The organism is Alteraurantiacibacter palmitatis, from assembly GCF_037154115.1.
GTDB lineage: Bacteria > Pseudomonadota > Alphaproteobacteria > Sphingomonadales > Sphingomonadaceae > Alteraurantiacibacter > Alteraurantiacibacter palmitatis.
On the sequence record NZ_JBANRO010000005.1, the window covers coordinates 73,655 to 95,749 of the forward strand.

At 62.5% G+C, this 22,095-nt stretch carries 11 protein-coding genes, 3 tRNA genes and 3 rRNA genes; 8 read left to right on the plus strand and 9 right to left on the minus strand.

From position 1 onward, the window contains the following. The first annotated feature begins 27 nt into the window (after window positions 1–27). Genes WFP44_RS07145 through WFP44_RS07155 form a run of 3 tightly spaced genes read left to right on the plus strand, consistent with a single transcriptional unit; the run spans window position 28 to window position 3,451 of the window. Entirely contained in the window at window positions 28–771 is a 744-nt protein-coding gene (locus tag WFP44_RS07145; RefSeq protein ID WP_336925744.1) for a sulfotransferase family 2 domain-containing protein, read from the plus strand. Continuing rightward, the gene (gene cysN, locus WFP44_RS07150; RefSeq protein WP_336925745.1) at window positions 768–2,678 is read left to right on the plus strand and encodes a sulfate adenylyltransferase subunit CysN; all 1,911 of its coding nucleotides are present in this window, start codon (window positions 768–770) and stop codon (window positions 2,676–2,678) included. Before WFP44_RS07145 ends, cysN begins: the two co-directional genes overlap by 4 nt. 20 nt (window positions 2,679–2,698) lie before the next feature. Beyond that, the gene (locus WFP44_RS07155; RefSeq protein WP_336925746.1) at window positions 2,699–3,451 is read left to right on the plus strand and encodes a 3'(2'),5'-bisphosphate nucleotidase CysQ; all 753 of its coding nucleotides are present in this window, start codon (window positions 2,699–2,701) and stop codon (window positions 3,449–3,451) included. Window positions 3,452–3,469: 18 nt separating this feature from the next. Here WFP44_RS07155 and WFP44_RS07160 read toward each other — a convergent pair whose 3' ends face one another. Next, window positions 3,470–4,789, minus strand: coding sequence for an alkaline phosphatase PhoX (locus WFP44_RS07160; protein WP_336925747.1), 1,320 nt, complete (start codon window positions 4,787–4,789; stop codon window positions 3,470–3,472). Window positions 4,790–4,969: 180 nt separating this feature from the next. Between WFP44_RS07160 and WFP44_RS07165 the strand changes: the two genes are divergently transcribed. Further along, on the plus strand, window positions 4,970–7,126 hold the full coding sequence (locus WFP44_RS07165) for a beta-glucosidase (protein ID WP_336925748.1): 2,157 nt from the start codon (window positions 4,970–4,972) through the stop codon (window positions 7,124–7,126). Between the two features lie 5 nt (window positions 7,127–7,131). Here the strand turns inward: WFP44_RS07165 and WFP44_RS07170 are convergent, their stop codons facing one another. From WFP44_RS07170 to WFP44_RS07205, 8 genes are all read right to left on the minus strand, one after another. Next, entirely contained in the window at window positions 7,132–8,115 is a 984-nt protein-coding gene (locus WFP44_RS07170) for a phytase (protein WP_336925749.1), read from the minus strand. 38 nt (window positions 8,116–8,153) lie between these two features. Then, window positions 8,154–10,862 (minus strand): TonB-dependent receptor, encoded by a 2,709-nt coding sequence (locus WFP44_RS07175; protein ID WP_336925750.1) that lies wholly within the window; start codon window positions 10,860–10,862, stop codon window positions 8,154–8,156. A 315-nt stretch (window positions 10,863–11,177) separates the two neighbouring features. Beyond that, window positions 11,178–11,254 (minus strand) — tRNA-Met (locus tag WFP44_RS07180). 121 nt (window positions 11,255–11,375) lie between these two features. Then, window positions 11,376–11,490, minus strand: a 5S ribosomal RNA gene (gene rrf / locus WFP44_RS07185). A gap of 132 nt (window positions 11,491–11,622) precedes the next feature. Then, window positions 11,623–14,412, minus strand: a 23S ribosomal RNA gene (locus WFP44_RS07190). A gap of 302 nt (window positions 14,413–14,714) precedes the next feature. Further along, window positions 14,715–14,790 (minus strand) — tRNA-Ala (locus tag WFP44_RS07195). 25 nt (window positions 14,791–14,815) lie between these two features. Beyond that, window positions 14,816–14,892: transfer RNA gene (locus WFP44_RS07200), tRNA-Ile, on the minus strand. Between the two features lie 174 nt (window positions 14,893–15,066). After that, a 16S ribosomal RNA gene (locus WFP44_RS07205) occupies window positions 15,067–16,554 on the minus strand. The 16S, 23S and 5S rRNA genes sit together here with 3 tRNA genes alongside, the layout of an rRNA operon. 766 nt (window positions 16,555–17,320) lie before the next feature. Here WFP44_RS07205 and WFP44_RS07210 point away from each other — a divergent pair. The 4 genes from WFP44_RS07210 to WFP44_RS07225 all read left to right on the plus strand — a co-directional run bounded on the left by WFP44_RS07210 (window position 17,321) and on the right by WFP44_RS07225 (window position 22,095). After that, on the plus strand, window positions 17,321–18,337 hold the full coding sequence (locus WFP44_RS07210) for a glycosyltransferase (protein WP_336925751.1): 1,017 nt from the start codon (window positions 17,321–17,323) through the stop codon (window positions 18,335–18,337). A gap of 11 nt (window positions 18,338–18,348) precedes the next feature. Continuing rightward, window positions 18,349–19,890 (plus strand): oligosaccharide flippase family protein, encoded by a 1,542-nt coding sequence (locus WFP44_RS07215; RefSeq protein ID WP_336925752.1) that lies wholly within the window; start codon window positions 18,349–18,351, stop codon window positions 19,888–19,890. Next, window positions 19,887–21,044: a glycosyltransferase family protein gene (locus WFP44_RS07220; RefSeq protein WP_336925753.1), complete on the plus strand. Its 1,158-nt coding sequence runs from the start codon at window positions 19,887–19,889 to the stop codon at window positions 21,042–21,044. Before WFP44_RS07215 ends, WFP44_RS07220 begins: the two co-directional genes overlap by 4 nt. A gap of 100 nt (window positions 21,045–21,144) precedes the next feature. After that, window positions 21,145–22,095 (plus strand): retroviral-like aspartic protease family protein, encoded by a 951-nt coding sequence (locus WFP44_RS07225; RefSeq protein ID WP_336925754.1) that lies wholly within the window; start codon window positions 21,145–21,147, stop codon window positions 22,093–22,095.

Genomic DNA, 22,095 nt, shown 5'->3' on the forward strand with positions numbered 1-22,095 from the left:
AAACGCGGTGCGGGATAGGCGCCAGCCGTGATCTCGCACCCACATAGCTGCATTTTTGTGCATATTCCCAAGACGGCGGGGCAAAGCGTGGAAAGCGTCTTCCTCGACCTGCAAGGCCTGTCGTGGGAGGAGCGGCGTCCGCTGCTGCTGTACCGCAACGACGATCCGGCGAAGGGGCCATCGGCCATCGCCCATTTGCTGGCCCGCGAATATGTTGCGCTGGGCCATATCGCGCAGCCGGAATATATCCGCTATTTCAAATTTGCCTTCGTCCGCAATCCGTGGGCGCGGCTGGTATCCGAATTCGAATACCGGGGCGAGAATCGCCGGATGGGGCTGGAAGCCTTTTTCGAGGATCGCCTTGCGCGGCTCGACAGCTATTCCGACAGGTCGCGCCACATCATCCCGCAGACCGATTACGTGACCGATGGCAACGGCCAGTACATCGTCGATTTCATCGGCCGGTTCGAAACGCTGGCGCAGGATTTCGCCACCGTCGCGCGCCACCTGAACCTGCCGAGCGAGGAGCTGCCTCACCGCAACAAGGCGGGCGAGGCGCTTGAGGCTGGCCTGCTGGACCGCCTGCTGGGCAGGGGCGCGGCACCGGCGGCAAAGCGTCCCTGGCGCGAATACTACACCTCCGCCTTGCGCGACCGGGTGGGCGATTATTACGCCGAGGACATCGCCCGCTTCGGCTATTCGTTCGACGGTGCGCCCAGTGCCGCGCCCATCATCTCCACCCCAATCTCCGAACCTGCGAGACAATCATGACCGCCACCGATCCTGCCTATGTCACCGATGCGCTGATTGCCGAGGATATCGACGCCTATCTGGCGCAGCATCAGAACAAGTCGCTGCTGCGCTTCATCACCTGCGGCAGCGTGGATGACGGCAAGAGCACGCTGATCGGGCGCTTGCTGTATGACAGCAAGATGATCTTCGAGGATCAGCTCGCCGCGCTGGAGGAAGACAGCAAGCGCGTGGGCACGCAAGGCGGCGAAATCGACTTTGCGCTGTTGGTCGATGGCCTGACGGCAGAGCGCGAGCAGGGCATCACCATCGATGTCGCCTACCGCTTCTTCAGCACCGAAAAGCGCAAATTCATCGTGGCCGATACGCCGGGCCACGAACAATATACGCGCAACATGGTGACGGGCGCGAGCACGGCGGACCTTGCCGTGATCCTGATCGATGCGCGCAAGGGCGTCCTGACGCAGACGCGCCGCCACAGTTTTCTGGCGCATCTGGTGGGCATCCGCCACATCGTGCTGGCGGTGAACAAGATGGATCTGGTGGGTTACGACCAGTCCACCTTCGAACATATCGTTGCCGATTACCGCAGCTTTGCGCAAAGCATCGGCATTACCGAATTCACTCCGATCCCGATTTCGGGCTTCAAGGGCGACAACATCACCACTGCGCCGTCGGAAAACACGCCGTGGTATTCCGGCCCCAGCTTGATCCATCATCTGGAAAGCGTGGAGGTGGACACCGCCGCCGCGCAAGGCCAGCCCTTCCGTATGCCGGTCCAGTGGGTGAACCGCCCCAATCTCGATTTCCGGGGCTTTTCGGGCCTCATCACCAGCGGCACGGTAAAGCCGGGCGATGCGGTGCGCATTGTCCCTTCGGGCAAGACCAGCACAGTCAAATCGGTCGTCACCATGGGCGGCGAACTGGATGAAGCCGTGACGGGCGAAGCGGTCACCATCTGCCTGACGGACGAGGTCGATTGCAGCCGCGGCAATGTGATCGCCGCCGCCGGCGATCCGCCGGAAAGCGCCGACCAGTTCGAAGCCAACATCATCTGGATGAGCGATGACGACCTGATCCCCGGCCGCGCCTATTGGCTGAAGCTGGCAACGCAGACCGTCAGCGCCACCATCGCCCAGCCGAAATATGAAATCGACGTCAATTCGATGGAGCATCTGGCCGCCAAGACGCTGAAGCTGAACGGCATCGGCGTGGCCGAAGTGACCACCGACAAGCCGATCGTGTTCGAGCCTTACGAAGCCAGCCGTTCGCTGGGCGGGTTCATCCTGATCGACAAGCTGACCAATGCAACCGTGGGCGCAGGCACGATCAATTTTGCCTTACGCCGCGCGCAGAACGTGCATTGGCAGGCGCTGGAAATCACCCGCGAACAGCACGCCGCGATGAAGAACCAGAAGCCCGCCGTGTTGTGGTTCACCGGCCTTTCGGGCAGCGGAAAATCGACCATTGCCAACATGGTCGAAAAGAAGCTGCATCGGATGAACCGGCACACCTTCCTGCTGGATGGCGACAATGTGCGCCATGGCCTCAACAAGGATCTGGGCTTTACCGAGGCGGACCGGATCGAGAATATCCGCCGCGTGGGCGAAGTCGCCAAGCTGATGGCGGATGCAGGCCTGATCGTGATCACCGCCTTCATCAGCCCGTTCCGCGCCGAACGCGAAATGGTGCGCGCCATGCTGCCCGAAGGCGAGTTCATCGAAGTCCATGTCGATACGCCGCTGGCCGTGGCCGAAGCGCGCGATGTGAAGGGGCTTTACCAGAAGGCGCGCGAAGGCAAGCTCAAGAACTTCACCGGGATCGACAGCCCCTATGAGGAGCCGGAAAGCCCCGAAATCCGCATCGACACCACCGCGATGACGGTGGAACAGGCGGCCGACCTGATTATCGACCGGCTGCTGGGTTGAGCGGCGTGACAGGAGCCCACATGACCGACGCCGACCTTGCCGCCCATCTGGCCGAAGTTGCGGGCCGCATCCTGCTCGAAGTGCGCGCCAGCGGAATGTTCGAGGGCAAGTCTCTGGGCAAGGCAGGCGATCAGACCGCCAACCAGTTCCTCGTTCACGCGCTGCGCCAGCAACGGCCCGATGATGGCCTGCTGTCCGAAGAAAGCAAGGATACCGAGGAACGCCTTGCCAAGAGCCGCGTCTGGATTGTCGATCCGGTCGACGGCACGCGCGAATATGGCGAGGAACGTGCCGACTGGGCCGTCCATGTGGGCCTGGCGATTGACGGCGTCGCCACCGTGGGCGCGGTTGCGCTGCCGGGCCTTGCCGGCGGCGTGGTGCTGCGCAGCGACCAGCCGCGCGCACTTGCCCCTGCCCCTGAACGCCCGCGCCTTGTCGTCAGCCGCACCCGCCCTGCCGCCGAAGCCGTGGCCGTGGCCGAAGCGCTGGGCGGCGAGCTGGTGGGCATGGGCAGCGCCGGGGCCAAGGCCATGGCCGTGGTGCTGGGCGATGCCGAAATCTATCTCCATTCGGGCGGACAATATGAATGGGACAGCTGCGCGCCCATCGCAGTTGCCGCCGCGCACGGCCTGCATTGCAGCCGCATTGATGGCAGCCCGATGCGCTACAACCAGCGCGATACCTGGTTGCCCGATCTGCTGATCTGCCGGCCCGAATGGGCCGAGCCCGTGCTGGCGCATCTGCGCGCCATGGGCATCGGGGCGGATAGCTGATCCGCCCCTACGGCCTGATTACAGCCAGTTCCACGGCCCCGTGATTGCCAGCGTGCGCGTGGGCGCATAGGCGTTGACGAACAGCACCCGCCCATCGGGCGAGAAGCAGGCGCCGGCCAGTTCGGTCTCCATCGTCAACCGCGCCAAAGCATAGGCCCGGCCATCGCGGGTGATGCCGCGGATGTGGTTGATGGCATCACCGGACTGGTCTTCGCACACGATCAGCTCACCATCGGGTGCAATGGTCATATTGTCGCCATAGCTGTATTCGGCCTTGGCCGGGCTTTCGTAAAACAGGTCAAGCACATCGGCGCCATGCAGCGATGGGCGCAGGCGGAAGATCTGCCCTTCGCGCGCCACGCCGCCACTGGTGGCGGTGAAGTAGAATTCGCCATCCCCCATCCAGATACCTTCGCCGCGCGCGAACAGCGTGCAGCCGAGCGCGGCACCGCGTTTGCGCAGATCGTCCTCAGGCGCTTCCACATTGTCGAGAGTGATCCAGCGTCCCGTCACCATCTGGCCGGGGCGGATCGCCACGCTATCCCAGTTGCGCGTGTCGGCAATTCCATCCAGCGCCAGCGCCTGCAAGGTGCCGCCTTCGGCCAACTGTCCGGGTATGCGCGGGATGAAACGGTAGAGCAGGCTGTCGGGCCGGTCTTCGGTTTCGTACACGATGCCGCTGGCCGGATCGACGCAGGCCGCCTCGTGATTGAAGCGGCCCATCGCGGTCAGCGCAGGCGGGTTCACCTGTGTTTCCGCATTGGCGGGCACCTCGAACACCCAACCGTGATCCTTGTTGGCGACCCGCCCGTCGGCCTTGGTCACATCCTCCTCGCAAGTCAGCCAGCTGCCCCACGGCGTGATACCGCCCGCGCAATTGCGGATCGTGCCCGCCAGGCTGCGGTATTGCCGCTTCACCGCCAGCGTGGCGGCATCCAGCACCACGGTGGTGGTGCCGCCGGCCAGCGGCACAAGGCTGCGCGCGACCGTGTCGAAAGCCGGGCCGCTGGCCCCGCCGGAATCGTGGTTGGCGCCAAGTTCGTGATTGCGCACCAGCGCCCATTCGCCGTTGCCAAGGTCAAAACAGCCCATGCCATCGGCCCGGTCGGGCACGGTGCCGCCATCGGTCATCGCATCGCCCAGCGCGGATACCACGCGGTAGGAGAAGCCCCGCGGCAGATCGAGCATTCCGGCCGGATCGGGCACCAGCGCGCCATAGCCCTCGCCCGCCGGAAGCGCGGCCAGCGCGGGGCCGCCGCGCGTGGCACAGGCCGATGCGGCCAGCGCGGCAAAGGCGCTGCCCGTGGCACGAAGGAACTGGCGGCGATCAGCGGACATGGGGCTCTCCATCGGTGGGTTCAGCTGCGCGCTAGGCAAGCAGTGCGACAGATTTATGTCGCCATTGCGCTGCCTTGCAAGTTTGTCGATACCGGGCCAAAGGCCTGAGAGAGGAACACCATGAAATCGTGTCACATTGTCCTTGCCGCCACAGTGCTTGCTTTTGGCCCAGTCCCGGTAATGGCGCAGGATGCAAACGCTGCCGCCTCGTCGTTCCTGCGCGCCGCCGACACGCGCGGCACGCCCGATGAACGCGCAGGCATCATGCTGGCGCAGATGACGCAGGACGAAAAGCTGACCCTGCTGATGGGCTTTTTCGGGGAGGATTTCGCGCCGGCAAACTATGCCCGTGTGCCAGAGGCCCGCGCCGGTTCGGCCGGGTATGTGCCCGGCATCCCGCGCCTGGGCATTCCGCCGCAATGGCAGGCCGATGCCGGGATCGGCGTTGCCACGCAGGGCGGCGCGGCGAACAAGCGGGCGCGCACCGCGTTGCCATCGGGCCTTGCCACTGCCGCCAGCTGGGACGTGGATGCCGCCTTTGCCGCTGGTGCGATGATCGGCAGCGAAGCGCGCGCGGATGGCTTCAATGTGTTGCTGGCGGGCAGCGTCAACCTGATCCGCGAGCCGCGCGGCGGGCGCAATTTCGAATATGCGGGGGAGGATCCCTTGCTGGCAGGCGTGATGGTGGGCCGCCAGATTGCCGGGATTCAATCGAACAACATCATCTCCACCTCCAAGCATTTTGCCGTGAACGCGCAGGAGACAGACCGGGGCGCGGGCAATTCAGTTGTGGACGAGGCAGCTCTGCGCATGGCGGATCTGCTCGCCTTCCAGATCGCGCACGAGGTGGGCCAGCCGGGATCGGTGATGTGCGCCTATAACCGGGTAAACGGGCCCTATTCGTGCGAGCATCCTTTCCTGCTGACGCAGGTGCTGCGGAACGAATGGGGCTGGCCGGGCTATGTCCTATCCGATTGGGGCGCGGTGCATTCGACCGCGCCCAGCATCCTCGCCGGGCTGGATCAGGAATCGGGCTTTGGCCTGCAAACCGATGCGTGGCTGCGCGCGGACCGCGTTCAGGCCGCTTTGGAAGCGGGCGAAATCCGCCAAGCGCATATCGACACCGCCGTGCGCCGCATCCTGCGCACCATGTTCGCGCACGGGCTGGTCGATCACCCGGTGGCAGAGGGGCAGGCCATCGACTTTGCCGCGAACCGGGCCGTGTCACAGGCGGCGGCGGAAGGCGGCATTGTGCTGCTCAAGAACGAGCGCGGCCTGCTGCCCCTTGCGGCCACCGCGCGGCGCATCGTGGTGATTGGCGGCCATGCCGACCGGGGCGTGCTGTCGGGCGGCGGGTCGAGCCAGGTCTATCCCGGCGATGGCCCCGATGGCGGCAATGCCGTGCCGGGGCTGGAGCCGCGCACGTGGCCCGGCCCGGTGGTCTACTACCCGTCCAGCCCGCTGGAGGAACTGCGCGCGCTGCTTCCGCAAGCCGACATCACCTTTCACGACGGGCGCGATCACGAAGGCGCGGCGGCTGCCGCCAACGCGGCCGATCTTGCCATCGTGTTCGCCACCCAATGGGCCAGCGAAAGCATCGATGTGCCGCTGCACGTCGAAGATGACACGCTGGTGGAATCGGTGGCAATGAACCAGCGCAACACCGTGGTGGTGCTGCAAACCGGCGGGCCGGTGCTGATGCCGTGGGAGGCGCGCGTTCCGGCGATTGTGCAGACCTGGTATCCGGGGCGCAATGGCGGCGCGGCGATTGCGCGCGTGCTGACCGGCGCGGTCAACCCGTCAGGCCACCTTCCTGTCACCTTCCCGCGCAGTCTTGCGCAATTGCCGCAGCCGGGCGAACCGCAGCCGGGCGATGTCGTCTATGCCGAAGGCGCCGCAGTGGGTTACAAGTGGTTCGACGCACAGGGGCACGACCCGCTTTTCCCCTTTGGTCACGGGCTGTCCTATACCAGCTTCGCCATGCGCGATCTGGCGGTGGAGCCGCGCGGCGAAGGGCTGGTCGCGCGCTTCACGCTGACCAATACGGGGCCGCGCGCCGGCGCGGATGTGGCGCAGATCTATGTCAGCGGGCCAAACTGGGAAGCGCCGCAGCGCCTGGGCGGCTTTGCCAAGGCGACGCTGGAACCGGGTGAGACCCGCGCGCTGGAAGTCGCAGTCGATCCGCGCCTGCTGGCCGTGTGGGATGCCGCCAATCCGGGCTGGAGCCGTGCAGCCGGCCGTTACACCGTCAGCCTTGGCGAAAACGCGCGGGTGATGGCGGACAGCGTGGAAATCACCCTGCCCGCCAGCCATTTGCCGCCGCATTGGAAGCCGTAGCGGGGTTATTCCAACCCCAGCGCGGCCACCACATCGGCCCAGCTCACCAGCTTGAAGTTCTGCGCGGCAGGCGCGTTCCGGCCGTCCTGCGCCACGAACAACCCTTGCGGATACAGCGGCCCGAAATCGCCCAGTGCCAGATCAATGCCGTCGGTCTCCTCGGTCGCGCCGAATTGCCCGGCAGCGATGCGGAACCGTCCCACCGGCGCCATATCGGGCAGGCGGAACACGGCATAGGCGTTGTCGCCCTGACTGGACGCAACCAGATAGCCGCCATCCGTGCTCATCGGCGCCAGCGCCAGCCCTTCAAGATCGGCCACCAGATAGCGGTTGTCGATCGGCGCGACCAGATCGCCCGTGCTGGCATCGGCGGCAAAGCGCCACAACCCGCCCACTTCCTCGCCCACATACAGCGTGCCGTTGCGGTTATCGACCACGCAGCCTTCGGGCTGGGTCGCCACGGTCAGCACGCGTTCCATCCTAAAGGCCGGTTCAGCGCCCGACAGGTCGATGCGCACTTCATGCGTGCGCCCTTCCTTCAGCACCGAATAGGCGCGCAGCACGCCGTCCCGGTAGCCGAGGCACAGGCCATAGCCCTCACCTGCACCTCCCGGCCCGGTGCCAAGAGGCTCCAGCACGGCAGTCTGGGTGTTCAGGCGATAGACCTGCAAGGCCGCATTCAGCAGATCATTGCGGTCGCTCGCCACCACGATCACGCCGTGATCGGCCGTAGCAACCAGATCGACATTATTGACCCGGCCGCTGTCCACGAAACTGCGCCGCGCGCCGTCCAGCCCATAGACATAGAGGCCCGCCTTCTTGTCGGTGGCGACGATCAGGCTCGCGGCCGGATCGGCAGCGTTGCGCCAGATCGCCGGATCATCCGCGGCATCCTCGTTGGCCGTGCCCACCGGCACCGTCTCGCCCAGCGCATAGACGGCAACCGGCGGCAGGCCCTGCGGGGCAGCGGTGCAGGCGGCGAGGGCCAAGGCCCCCGCCGTCGCACTTGCGAAACGCACAAACCGCATCAGAATGTCACCCGCACGCCGCCCGAATAGCGGCGACCAAAGCGTTCATACTCGATCGTATAGATATCGGTGAACGGCGTCGGCGTGCCCGTGGCGGTCAGCAGATTGCCCGGTTCGGAGAAGCGACGGCCCGGCTTGTTGAGCAGGTTCGACGCATCGAAGTAGATTTCGAAGTTCTGGGTGATGGCATAGCGCGCCGAGAAGTCCATCTCGTCGTCCTTGTCCCAATAGGTATCGCCCGCATCCGCCAGATCATCGGCAATGCCATCCAGCCAGGCGCTGCGACGCTGGTATTGCAGGCGCAGCGAGAGGCCATACTTCTCGTAATAGCCGCCCACATTATAGACGACATCCGAGGTGCCCGGCAGGCGCACGCGGCGCGCCGGGACAAGGCCGATCGCCGGCTTGGTCACAGCGCTGTCGTTCAGCGTGATATTGGCGGACACGCCAAAGCCGCCCATCCATTCGGGCAGGCCCAGATCGGCCGTCCACGGTTCGATCTGCAGCTGCGCGGCAGCTTCGACGCCGTAGATGCGGCCAGAACCGCCATTGGTGATGCCGCTGAAGACATAGCCCGACCGGTCGACGCCGTTGCTGTTCAGCGCATCGGAACCGAAGGTGCGGCGCTGGGTGTAGAGCACATCAGACACATTGCGGTAGAACGCACCCACCATCAGGTAGCCCTGCGGGCGGACATACCATTCCAGATAGGCATCCAGACCCCACGACCGTTCCGGATTGACCGCCGGATTGCCGCCGGAAATCGTCTCGTTCGCATCGTTCACGGTCACATTGGGGCGCAGCACATCGTAATCGGCACGCGCGGCGCCGGTGGTGTAGCCCACGCGCAGGCGCTTGGTATCGTCCACATCCACATTCACGTGCAGGCTGGGGAACACCATCGTCTTGTCGCTGGTGGCGGTAATCGTCTGGTTGACGCCGGCGATCACGCCTTCGGCAATACCGCGATTGGTCAGATGTTCGACACGCGCACCGCCCAGAATGCTGCCCCAGTCATACCGCAGCGTGCCCATGAGATAGGCGGCATAGACCTGCTCGCGCACATCATACAGATTGCCGGTGACAGGCGTGAAGTTGAAATTGGCGCGCGCCGCATCGCTGGCCGCCTGCATCGCGTCAATATCGAAGTAACGGAAGGTGTATCCCATCGGCAGCTTGCCCTGGAAGGGCAGGTCGATCGAAAAATCGTTGTAATTGGTGGGCAGACCGACCGCCGTATACTGGGCGCCTTGTGTCAACAGGATCTCCGCCTCGTCCGCGCGCTTGGTGCGCTGGTCGAACTGCGCGCCGATCTGGATCGTGGCATCGCCGCCCAGCAGCGCGGTATCATGCGCCAGCATGACGCGCGCGGTATAGGCATCGGTCGTGTCGATCGCGTCGAGCACGCGGAACTGACCCAGCGGCTTGGTGAAGGTGTCGATCTCGGTCACCGCCGTGCCCGCCTGGTAGCGGGTCGGGCTGGACAGTTGCACCGTGGTGAACAGCTGCGGGGTGTTGAAGAAGGGATCGCGGAAATCATAGCGCACGGTGGGGCGCAGGGTGCGCGTGGACGGGCTGTTCCAGCGGGCCTCGCCGGTCACCGAACGGTCGTCCTTGCTCTGCGTGTAATTGCCCAGCCACGCAAAGCGCCAGTCATCGGCAATATCATGTGTGCCCTCGATCGTGTTGGTGAAGATCGACTGGCGGAAGGCGCGCAGCGTGGAACGCTGGTTGATGTCGATACCATAGACCGTGCCCACCAGCGGCGTGTTGCCGATGCAGACATCGGCATAGCCGGTTGTGGTGGGGCTGGTGTTCACCGTGGTGGCACAGGGGGCCGAGCTGTTCGACAGGTCGCTCTGGCGGTCATCAAGGTCGAAGATGTAATTGTCGCGCGCCTCGTCATCGGTGAAGATGGTATAGACCGAACGCAGCGAGATCTGGTGATCGGGCGTCGGGCGCCAGTCAGCGCGGCCCGACAGCGACCAGTTGCGGCGCGTCAGACGATACAGCTTGTTCTCGGTCTCGCGCGCCCAGAAGCGGGTTTGGTTGCCGGGGCGCTGATCCTGCGACACGCGCTCCCAGTCGATCTCGAAATTGTCGGTGATCATGTTGCGCTCGTAGAAGCTGCCCGACACCAGCAGGCCGAACTCACCCGCGCCGGTTTCGACCCGGTCGGAAACAACCAGCGAGCCTTCATATTCATTACGGTTGCCAAGGCCCACGATCCCGGCACCCGCCTTGCCCGCGATGCGCAGGCCGCTGTAATCAAAGGCCGAACGCGTCACCACATTGACATTGCCCGCAACCGTTTCGCCCGGCATATCGGGCGTCACCGCCTTGGACACCACGATCAGCGACGCAATTGCCGACGGGATCGAATCAAAGCGTGCGTCGCGGCCTTCGGGGCTGACGATGTTGATCCCGTCAAAGCTCAGCGTCGTCCAGTAATTGGGCGCGCCGCGCAGGGAGATGTAGCGGGCCTGGCCCTGGTCGCGCTCCACCGCAACGCCCGGAAGACGGCCGGCGGCCTGCGCGATATTCTGGTCGGGCAGGCGGCCCACACCGTCCGCGGCCGCCACGGTGACAAGCGAATCCGAGGCGCGCTGCACGGCAAGCGCAGCGGCTTCCGATTCGGCAATCGGGCGCGATCCGGTGACGATGATCCGGTCATCGGGCGTGTCGCTGGAAGCCTGGGCCTGAGCCACGGAGGGCAGGGCCAGACCGCAGGCGATAGCGGCGAAGGAAGCGGTGCGGAGAAAGGCAGTATGAGCCATTGGAAAATGTCCATCCCAAGTTGAAACTGCGGCGCGGATGGGCGCGGCCTGTTGCAGGGAATGGTCACATTTGTTGCAATTCGCGGACACGCAGGGTGTGTTGCAATGCAGCAACAATGCCGTTCGTCGCCGGTTGATGGCAGTACACGAAGCTACGCAGGGATGCTTCGGGTTGCAATCGCCCCTCGCGCCAGGCGCAAAGGCAAAAAGCCCCGCCGGAAAGGCGAGGCTCTTTGAAGTTCGATATGGTTGCGGGGGTAGGATTTGAACCTACGACCTTCAGGTTATGAGCCTGACGAGCTACCGGGCTGCTCCACCCCGCGTCACCGATATGGGCGCCCGCGGCACACGGCCGCAAGAGACGCCAAAAGGGCCATCCCACGAGGGGACAGCCCTTTGACTGTGAATGGGTTTTGAACCTTGCCTGCACACGCCGGCTACAATGCCTGGCGACGTCCTACTCTTCCAACGCTTGAGCGTTAGTACCATCGGCGCTGCCTGGTTTCACGGCCGAGTTCGAGATGGGATCGGGTGGGTCACAGGCGCCATGATCACCAAGCAATGAAGCCGGCGTGACGGGACAAGGGTTTAAATCGATGCACCCTGTTAAGGGATTTGGTGTTGAGGCATCATCGGGCTTGAGACATCCTCCACAATGCAAGGCCACAGGCCTGACATCGATGGTGGGATCAACAAGCGCGAACAGAACTATTAGGACCGGTTAGCTCCATACATTACTGCACTTCCACACCCGGCCTATCAACGTGATGGTCTATCACGGTTCGATGATTGCTTATCTTGAGGGAGGCTTCCCGCTTAGATGCTTTCAGCGGTTATCCCGTCCATACATAGCTACCCTGCTGCACTCCTGGCGGAATGACAGGTACACCAGAGGTATGTTCACCCCGGTCCTCTCGTACTAGGGGCAACTCCTCTCAACAATCGACGCCCACGGCAGATAGGGACCAAACTGTCTCGCGACGTTCTGAACCCAGCTCACGTACCACTTTAATTGGCGAACAGCCAAACCCTTGGGACCTGCTCCAGCCCCAGGATGTGATGAGCCGACATCGAGGTGCCAAACACTGCCGTCGATATGAGCTCTTGGGCAGTATCAGCCTGTTATCCCCGGCGTACCTTTTATCCGTTGAGCGATGGCCCTTCCACGAGGGACCACCGGATCACTATGACCGACTTTCGTCTCTGCTCGACTCGTCAGTCTCGCAGTCAGGCAGGCTTATGCCATTGCACTCTAACAGCCGGTTTCCAACCGGCCTGAGCCTACCATCGCGCGCCTCCGTTACTCTTTAGGAGGCGACCGCCCCAGTCAAACTACCCGCCACAGAGGGTCCCTACACCGGCTAACGGTGCGAGGTTAGACATCAGAAAACAGCAGGGTGGTATTTCACCTATGGCTCCCCTTGAGCTGGCGCCCAAGATTCAAAGCCTCCCACCTATGCTACACAACTCTTTCCTAATGCCACTCTGAAGCTGCAGTAAAGGTGCACGGGGTCTTTCCGTCTAACCGCGGGTATCCCGCATCTTCACGGGAAATTCAATTTCGCTGAGCATATCCTGGAGACAGTGGGGAAGTCGTTACGCCATTCGTGCAGGTCGGAACTTACCCGACAAGGAATTTCGCTACCTTAGGACCGTTATAGTTACGGCCGCCGTTTACTCGGGCTTCAATTCGGAGCTTGCACTCCTCCTCTTAACCTTCGAGCACCGGGCAGGCGTCACACCCTATACGTCGTCTTGAAGCCGACTTAGCAGAGTGCTGTGTTTTTGCTAAACAGTCGCTACCCCCTGGCCTGTGCCCCCTGACAAAGCTTGCGCTAAGCCAGGGCCTCCTTCTTCCGAAGGTACGGAGGCAATTTGCCGAGTTCCTTCAGGATACTTCACTCAAGCGCCTTGGTATACTCTACCTGACCACCTGTGTCGGTTTCGGGTACGGTCTATACGGTGGGGCTATTTCCTGGAACAACTTGGCTGCCGAACCAATCCGATAAGGATCGACAACTTCCATCATCCGTCACACACCACCAGGCCCACGAATATTAACGTGGTTCCCATCGACTACCCCCTTCGGGCTCGTCTTAGGGGCCGGCTCACCCTGCGCCGATTAGCGTTGCGCAGGAACCCTTGGTCTTTCGGCGAGAGGGCATCTCACCCTCTTTGTCGCTACTCATGTCAGCATTCGCACTTCCGATACGTCCACGGTCGGTTACCCTCCCGCTTCACTCGCTTACGGAACGCTCCGCTACCGCTCAGTCCGAAGACTGAACCCTAAGCTTCGGTGCATCACTTTAGCCCCGTTACATCTTCGCCGCAGGAACCCTTATTTAGACCAGTGAGCTGTTACGCTTTCTTTAAAGGATGGCTGCTTCTAAGCCAACCTCCTGGTTGTTTTGGGATTCCCACATGCTTTCCCACTTAGTGATGACTTGGGGACCTTAGCTGTAGGTTAGGGCTGTTTCCCTTTTGACGACGGACCTTAGCACCCGCCGTCTGTCTGCCGGATAAGACTCGTTGGTATTCGGAGTTTGGTTAGAGTTGGTAGATCTCGCGACCCCCGCATCCATCCAGTGCTCTACCCCCAACGGCATACATCCGACGCACTACCTCAATAGTTTTCGCGGAGAACCAGCTATTTCCCGGCTTGATTGGCCTTTCACCCCTAAACACAGCTCATCCGAGAATTTTTCAACATTCACCGGTTCGGTCCTCCAGTGCGTGTTACCGCACCTTCAACCTGGCCATGCCTAGATCGCCGGGGTTCGGGTCTAATTCATCGAACTCAGTCGCCCTATTCAGACTCGCTTTCGCTACGCCTACACCTAACGGCTTAAGCTTGCTCGATAAATTAAGTCACTGACCCATTATGCAAGAGGTACGCTGTCACCCCCTATGGGGCTCCAACTGATTGTAAGCATTCGGTTTCAGGTACTGTTTCACTCCCCTAATCGGGGTGCTTTTCACCTTTCCCTCACGGTACTTGTTCGCTATCGGTCATGTACGAGTATTTAGGCTTGGAGGGTGGTCCCCCCATGTTCAGACAGGATTTCACGTGTCCCGCCCTACTCGAGTCTCATCTCATCACTTTCGCATACGGGGCTGTCACCCGCTATGGCCACTCTTTCCAAAGTGTTCTGCTAGTTGAAAGATGAGCACTGGCCTGGTCCCGGTTCGCTCGCCACTACTACGGGAATCTCTGTTGATGTCTTTTCCTCCAGGTACTGAGATGTTTCAGTTCCCCGGGTTCGCTTCACCAAACCTATTTTATTCAGTCTGGTGATACCTTATCCACCTCTTCTGCATTCCCCGAAGGAAACACAGAGGAAATGGTGAAGGTGGGTTTCCCCATTCGGAAATCGCCGGATCGAAGCTTGCTCACAGCTCCCCGACGCTTATCGCAGCGTGCCACGTCCTTCATCGCCTGTACATGCCAAGGCATCCACCAAATGCTCTTACCTCACGCTTGAGATCCACACCATCAACGACAAGCCTGCATAACGCTTGATCGCCTTGCGATGGCATGGAGGATTATCTCAGCCAGATAATACATCTATTAGTGTCGCATACACACCAGTGACCCGAAGATCACCGGAGAGCATATGCTCCACGGCATCGATTTAAAAACCCATTCACAATGTCAAAGACGCACGGGGCAAATCCCCGCGACTTACCGGCCGAGGCCGGATCTGATTTCTTCATCCCTGGAGGTTGATTGGCAGCGCCGCGTATAATCGCGCGCCAGCCGCTTTTGGCTAGACCGTTGTGGCCTGGTGGAGCCTATCGGGATCGAACCGATGACCTGATGCTTGCAAAGCAACCGCTCTCCCAGCTGAGCTAAGGCCCCGTAACACCAGACCGCAAAATGGCAGTGGTGGGCCGAGCAGGACTCGAACCTGCGACCTTACGCTTATCAGGCGTACGCTCTAACCACCTGAGCTACCGGCCCCCGCCAAACCGCACAGGCCCCATGGGCCGATGGCGGCGCGAGCCTGCGCAGGCTAAAACACCGCAAGCGGTGTTTATCTCCAGTGATGAAGGGACATGAGGACGACGGCATGTTCTTTGGAACACGCGAAGCTCTTCCGACGGCTAGCGTCGGCGCTTTCGAATGTATCCTTAGAAAGGAGGTGATCCAGCCGCAGGTTCCCCTACGGCTACCTTGTTACGACTTCACCCCAGTCGCTGATCCCACCGTGGCTGGCTGCCTCCTAAAAGGTTAGCGCACCATCTTCGGGTGAAACCAACTCCCATGGCGTGACGGGCGGTGTGTACAAGGCCTGGGAACGTATTCACCGCGGCATGCTGATCCGCGATTACTAGCGATTCCGCCTTCATGCCCTCGAGTTGCAGAGGACAATCCGAACTGAGACATCTTTTGGAGATTAGCGCATCCTTGCGGAATAGCTGCCCACTGTAGATGCCATTGTAGCACGTGTGTAGCCCAGCGTGTAAGGGCCATGAGGACTTGACGTCATCCCCACCTTCCTCCGGCTTATCACCGGCGGTTTCCTTAGAGTTCCCAACTGAATGATGGCAACTAAGGACGAGGGTTGCGCTCGTTGCGGGACTTAACCCAACATCTCACGACACGAGCTGACGACAGCCATGCAGCACCTGTCACCGATCCAGCCGAACTGAAGAAAAGCATCTCTGCTATTCGCGATCGGGATGTCAAACGCTGGTAAGGTTCTGCGCGTTGCTTCGAATTAAACCACATGCTCCACCGCTTGTGCAGGCCCCCGTCAATTCCTTTGAGTTTTAATCTTGCGACCGTACTCCCCAGGCGGATAACTTAATGCGTTAGCTGCGCCACCCAAGTTCTGTGAACCCGGACAGCTAGTTATCATCGTTTACGGCGTGGACTACCAGGGTATCTAATCCTGTTTGCTCCCCACGCTTTCGCACCTCAGCGTCAATACCTGTCCAGTGAGTCGCCTTCGCCACTGGTGTTCTTCCGAATATCTACGAATTTCACCTCTACACTCGGAATTCCACTCACCTCTCCAGGATTCTAGCAATCTAGTTTCAAAGGCAGTTCCGGGGTTGAGCCCCGGGCTTTCACCTCTGACTTGAATCGCCGCCTACGTGCGCTTTACGCCCAGTATTTCCGAACAACGCTAGCCCCCTCCGTATTACCGCGGCTGCTGGCACGGAGTTAGCCGGGGCTTATTCTCCCGATACTGTCATTATCATCTCGGGTAAAAGAGCTTTACAACCCTAAGGCCTTCATCACTCACGCGGCATTGCTGGATCAGGCTTTCGCCCATTGTCCAATATTCCCCACTGCTGCCTCCCGTAGGAGTCTGGGCCGTGTCTCAGTCCCAGTGTGGCTGATCATCCTCTAAGACCAGCTAAGGATCGTCGCCTTGGTGAGCCTTTACCCCACCAACTAGCTAATCCTACGCGGGCCCATCCAAAGGCGATAAATCTTTGGTCCGAAGACATTATCCGGTATTAGCAGTCATTTCTAACTGTTATTCCGAACCTAAGGGCAGGTTCCCACGCGTTACGCACCCGTGCGCCACTAACCCCGAAGGGTTCGTTCGACTTGCATGTGTTAGGCATGCCGCCAGCGTTCGTTCTGAGCCAGGATCAAACTCTCAAGTTTGATTCACATACCAACCAGGCACGATCCGGAGATCGCCAACCTGACGGGCATGAGCTTCAAGGAGCCGATACCTGCACTGTCAAACGTAATGGATACGAGAGACATGCATCATCACAACGCCCACGTGGTGTGAGCGAAGGATGTGGCAATCGGCTTGATTTAAACTAGTACCCGGAGCCTTGAGACCCCCGGAACCAGGCGCCGTCGCCCACATGTCCCTTCATCAAAAATCGACAATGTCAAAGAGCCACCGACAGAATGAAGCGGACAGTGATCGTTCCCCGATTTTCGCTACCGGGGGACTGGCTGTCCGATCTATGTTGGCGACCGGTCGGTGGGAGGCGGTGAAGCCGTCGTCCCGTCCGGTGAGAGGCCATATATGGATGGGGTTGAGTCGGGTCAACGCCTTTTTGCAATTTTCTTACATTCTGTTGGAAAATGACCTGAAACCAATGTGTTATTGGCCGACTTTTCAGATCATCCCGGCAAGCGGCCCTTATGGCAGGGGCTGTCTGAACCCCGGCTTTACCCCCTTTCCTACCCTGCACCCGACGCCGAATTTACGCCTTAGCCAAGGCGTAAATCCCACGTAACTTTCGCAGCGTGCGGCAGACCGAATCTGATTCTCCTGAAACAGGGAATCGGATTCGCGGTGTCTGGCGAATCCGATCAATCGGGCGATTCCCCCTCCGTGCCCCTGGCATTGACCCGATCTTTACGGCCCTGCGTTATCGCGCCCCCTTAAGAAGGAGCAGTCTGGCAGATCATGGTGGCCCAAACCCCGACAAGCGATTCCCTCCCCGCGCTGAGCGTGGCGATGAGCGTCTATAATGGCGAGCGCTTCCTGGCCGAGGCTGTGACAAGCATTTTGGCGCAGAGCTTTGCCGATTACGAATTCCTGATTCTGGATGACGGCTCGACCGATGCCACGCCGCAGATCATTGCCGATTACGCGAGCCGCGATTCGCGCATCCGCCCCATCATCCGCGAGAACAGGGGGCTGGTCGCCAGCCTGAACCAGCTGCTGGACGAAGCGCGCGCCCCGATCATCGCGCGCATGGATGCCGATGACATCGCCCTGCCCGATCGCTTCGAAAAGCAGATGGCCTTCCTTGCCGCCCATCCCGACCATGGCGTGGTGGGCAGCTGGAGCCGCGACATGGCCGAGGATGGCGGCCCCTATGTCACCATGGGCCACGATCACCCGGTCACGCATGACGAGTTCCTGCACAATATCCGCCACGGCGGGCCGCTGCTGTGCCATCCGGCGGTGATGTATCGCCGCGATATCGTGCGGGCGCAGGGCGGATACCATGCCGCCTTCCGCCATTGCGAGGATCTGGACCTGTGGCTGCGGCTCGCCTCGGTGACCCGGATGGCGAATCTGCCCGAGCGGCTGATTCGCTACCGCCACTATGCCGGCCAGGTGTCCAAGCGGCACGCGACCGAACAGCAGGTGGGCGCGGCGATCGCCTATGAAGCGTGGCGCGTGCGCGATGCGGGCAAGCCCGATCCCACCGCCAATCTCACCGTTCTGCCACCGATTGACGAGCTGGACGCCTTCTTTGGAGAAGCCGGCGTGGCCGCGCGCGTGCGTGCCGCCGTGGCGCACGGCATCATGCACTCGCCGGTCGCTTTGCGCGATGACGGGTTCGAGATCATGCTCGACCATGTGCGCGGCGGCGGGAATCAGGCCGGGCTGTGGCGCACGGTGGCGCGGCTCGCCAAGCTGGGCGAGCCGGGGCGCGCGCTGCGCTTGGCTGCCGCTCTGGCGACAAGCTGACAGCGCCGGCAATGACCGATCCCGCCCCTCCTCCTCCTGCGGCGAGCCCCGCCGCGCGCGAACCCGCCGCGATGAGCGTGCGGGCTGCCGCCGTGTGGGCGATGGCGGGGCAATACGGCTCCTTTGCGATCCAGTTCGTCACCTCGGTCATCATCAGCCGCTATTTCCTCGCGCCGGACGAGGTGGGCTTGTTCTCCATCGCGCTGGCTGCCGCAATGCTGGTGGCGGTGCTCCAGGATTTTGGCCTCTCCCGCTATATCTCCGGCCTGCCCGACCTGACGCCTGAGGAAGTGAATCGCTGTTCGAGCGTCGCCTTCCTCTTTTCGTTGCTGGTCACCGCGATCATCGCCGCGCTGGCTTACCCATTGGCGGCGTTCTACCGGATGGAAGCGCTGGCCCCGCTGCTGCTGATTATTGCCGGATCATACCTTTTCCTGCCGCTGTCGGTGGTGCCGCTGGCGTTGATGGCGCGGCGGATGCGGTTTGGGGGGCATTTTGCGGTGACGGTGGGCGGGGCAAGTGTGCACGCCGCTGTCGCGCTGAGCCTTGCGTGGGTGGGCTTTTCCTCCTTCGCGCTCGCCTGGGCCGTGCTGGCCACGGGCCTTGCGCGCGGGCTGATCGCACAGGTGCTGCAACCGGCCAAGACCTTCCCGCTGCGGCTCGACGGGCTGCGGCCTGTCCTGTCTTTCGGAGGCAAGGCCTCGGCGCTGTATCTCACCGGCGCGCTCGGCTCGCGTTCGCCCGACCTGATCGTGGGGCGGCTGGTCGATCTGTTTGCCGTGGGCCTTTTCAGCCGCGCGACCAGCCTTGCCGAGCAGTTCCGCGTGCTGATTGCCGGCGCCATCGGCGGCGTGTTCTACCCCGCCTTTGCGCGCATCCGCGATGCCGGCGGGCCGCTGGCCCCGGCTTACTTGCGCGTGGTGGCGGGCTATACCGCCGTGGTGTGGCCGGGCATGGCGGGGCTGGCGCTGGCCGCCTGGCCGCTGGTGATGATGCTTTATGGCCCGGTCTGGATCGACACCGCGCCGTTGCTGACGCTGATCGCGCTGCAAGCCGCGCTGCTGATGGCGCTGCCGCTGGTGAGCGAGCTGCCGATCCTGCTGGGGCGGATGAACCGGCTGCTTGTGCTCAACATGGTGGAGACCGCGCTTTCCATCGCGCTGCTGGTGGCGGGATCGCTGTGGGCGGGCGCATGGGGCGCAGCGGCCTCGCGGCTGGTCTATGCGTTGTGTTTCATGGGCATTTACCTTGCCTTCATGCGCGGGCTGGTGGGCTTTGCCTATCGCGACTGGCTGGCGATCCTGGGCAAGAGCCTGATTGCCACGCTGGCGGCGCTCGCTCCGCTGGCCGCCACCTATGCCTTCTGGATGGGGCCGCAAACGATCACCTTCCCGGTTCTGGTGCTGGCAACAGCGGCAGGCGGGCTGGGCTGGCTGGCGGCGCTGCTGGCCACGCGGCACCCGGCACTGGACGATATGCGGCGCATGGCCGCCCCGCTGGTGCGCCCGGTTCTGCCGCAGCTGGGCAATTGGCTGGCGATGGAGCGGGCATGAGCGGGATTGCGCTCTCCTCTGTCACGCTTGACCCCGCGACCGGCCTGCTGCGTGAGGCCGCGCGCCCTGAGAATATGCGTCAGCCCGATTATGCCGAGAAATACGATTGGGACACGCTGTTCTACGATGTCTATCGCGCCGGGCAGCATATTGTGTTTCAGGGGCCGCCTTTCCTCAACCTGCTGGAACCGCTGAAGGCCAGTGCACCCTTCAAGGGGCGCTTCGGCTTCCCGCGCTTTGCCGCGCGCCATTTCGGGCAGAAGAAGCGCGGCGAGATCTGGCTGCGTTCGGCTGCGGGCGATGTGGCGATCGACGGGCCGCTGGGCCGCTATGCCATAAAGGTGCAGCCCGATATGGCGCATCTGTTCGCCGGGCGGCGCGTCATCACCACGCTGTCCAAGGACAATGACCTCAGGTGGATTGCCGACTGGGTGCGCTTTTACGCGCGCATCCATGGCGCGGACGGCGTGTTGTTCTATGACAACGGCTCCACCGCCTATGACATGGCCGAATTGCAGACCACGCTGGATGAGGCGGCGGGCGGTGCCTTTCCCGCCATCGCGGTCAGCTGGCCGTTTCGCTATGGCCCGCAAGGGGGCATGGCGGGCGCGGTGAACGGGGTGGAAGCGGACTGGGACAGCGATTTCTGCCAGACCGGATCGCTCCAGCACGCGCGTCACCGCTTCCTGCGCCGGGCGCGCAGCGTGCTCAATGTCGATGTGGACGAGATGGTGCTGGATGATGGCGGCAATCAGTCGATCTTCGCCGCAACCGAGGCATCGCGCAGCGGCTTTATCAAGTTTCCCGGCCGCTGGATCGGCACCCATGCCGACCCGCCCGTGGCCCGCGCCACCTGCCGCCACGCCGATTTCGTGCACCGCGACCTGCCCGCCGAACCCGTATGCCCCCCCAAATATTGCCTGGTGCCGGGCCGCGCGGATCGCCTTTCGGACAGCTGGAGCGTGCACAATCTGTTTGGTGCAGCCGCCAACCGGCGGCTGTCCCGCCGCTTCAGCTATCGCCATATGCGCGGCATCACAAACAGCTGGAAGGAAGACCGTTGGGCCGCTGACGGCACAGACCGGGCAGCTTTGCCGCGCGATGCGGCGCTGGAAGCGGCCTTTTCCGCGGCGGGCCTTTCGCGATCCAGCTGACCCGATACCGCCCAAGGCCCGGTTTTGCCGCAGCCGCAGAAGTGGTATCATGTCCTCCTGATGGCCGGGATGCTGCACCCCCCGGCCAGACGAGGACATTATGCTCTGGCTCTCTTTCATCGCGTCCACCGCTTTTGCCACCGCAGCGGCGGCAGAAACGCAGGTCGCCGCGCCCCTGGCTGCGACCGCTCTGGCTGATGAAACGGTCGAAGTGCTGCAATTGCAGGACGAACTCTATTCCCGGATGACAGTGCCGGTGATGATCAACGGCCAGGGTCCGTTCAATTTCATGATCGATACCGGCGCGCAGGCCAGCGTGCTCAGCCATGCGCTGGCCGACCGGCTGCAACTGACGACCCGCGAATCCGCCCTTCTTGTGGGCATGGCGAGCGAGCGGCGGGTGGAAACCGCACTGATCGACGAGATCAGCTTTGGCAGCGGCATTTACCGCGACGGGGTGGCCGCGCTGGTGGAAGGCGACAATATTGGCGGGGCGGACGGTATCCTCGGCCTCGATTCGCTGCAGGACCGGCGCATTCTCATCGATTTCGAAAACCGCAGCATGGAAGTGGCGCATCCCGGCGAGCGGCCGAGCAATCGCGGGTTTGACATCGTGGTGCGGGCGCAGCGTGTGGCGGGCCAGCTCATCATTGCCCGCGCCGAAATTGACGGGGTGCGCACCGCCGTGATCGTGGATACCGGCGCGCAAGGCTCCATCGGCAATGCCGCACTGGAACGCCGCCTGCGCAGCCGGCGCGACAATGCGGCGATCCGCATGACCGATATCAACGGCGTCGAGGCGCTGGGCGCCATTCGCTATGCCCGTTCGCTGGTGATGGATCAGGCCAGCATCAACAATTTCCCCGTCACCTTCACCCAATCGCCCACCTTCGCCGCGATGGGGCTGGACGATGAGCCGGCGATGATCCTGGGGATGAGCGAACTGCGCCTGTTCCGCCGGGTGGCGATTGATTTCGCCAGCCGCCGGGTGCTGTTCGACCTGCCCGATGGCACACGGCTGACCCAGACCGGCGGATTCGGGCAGCTTTAG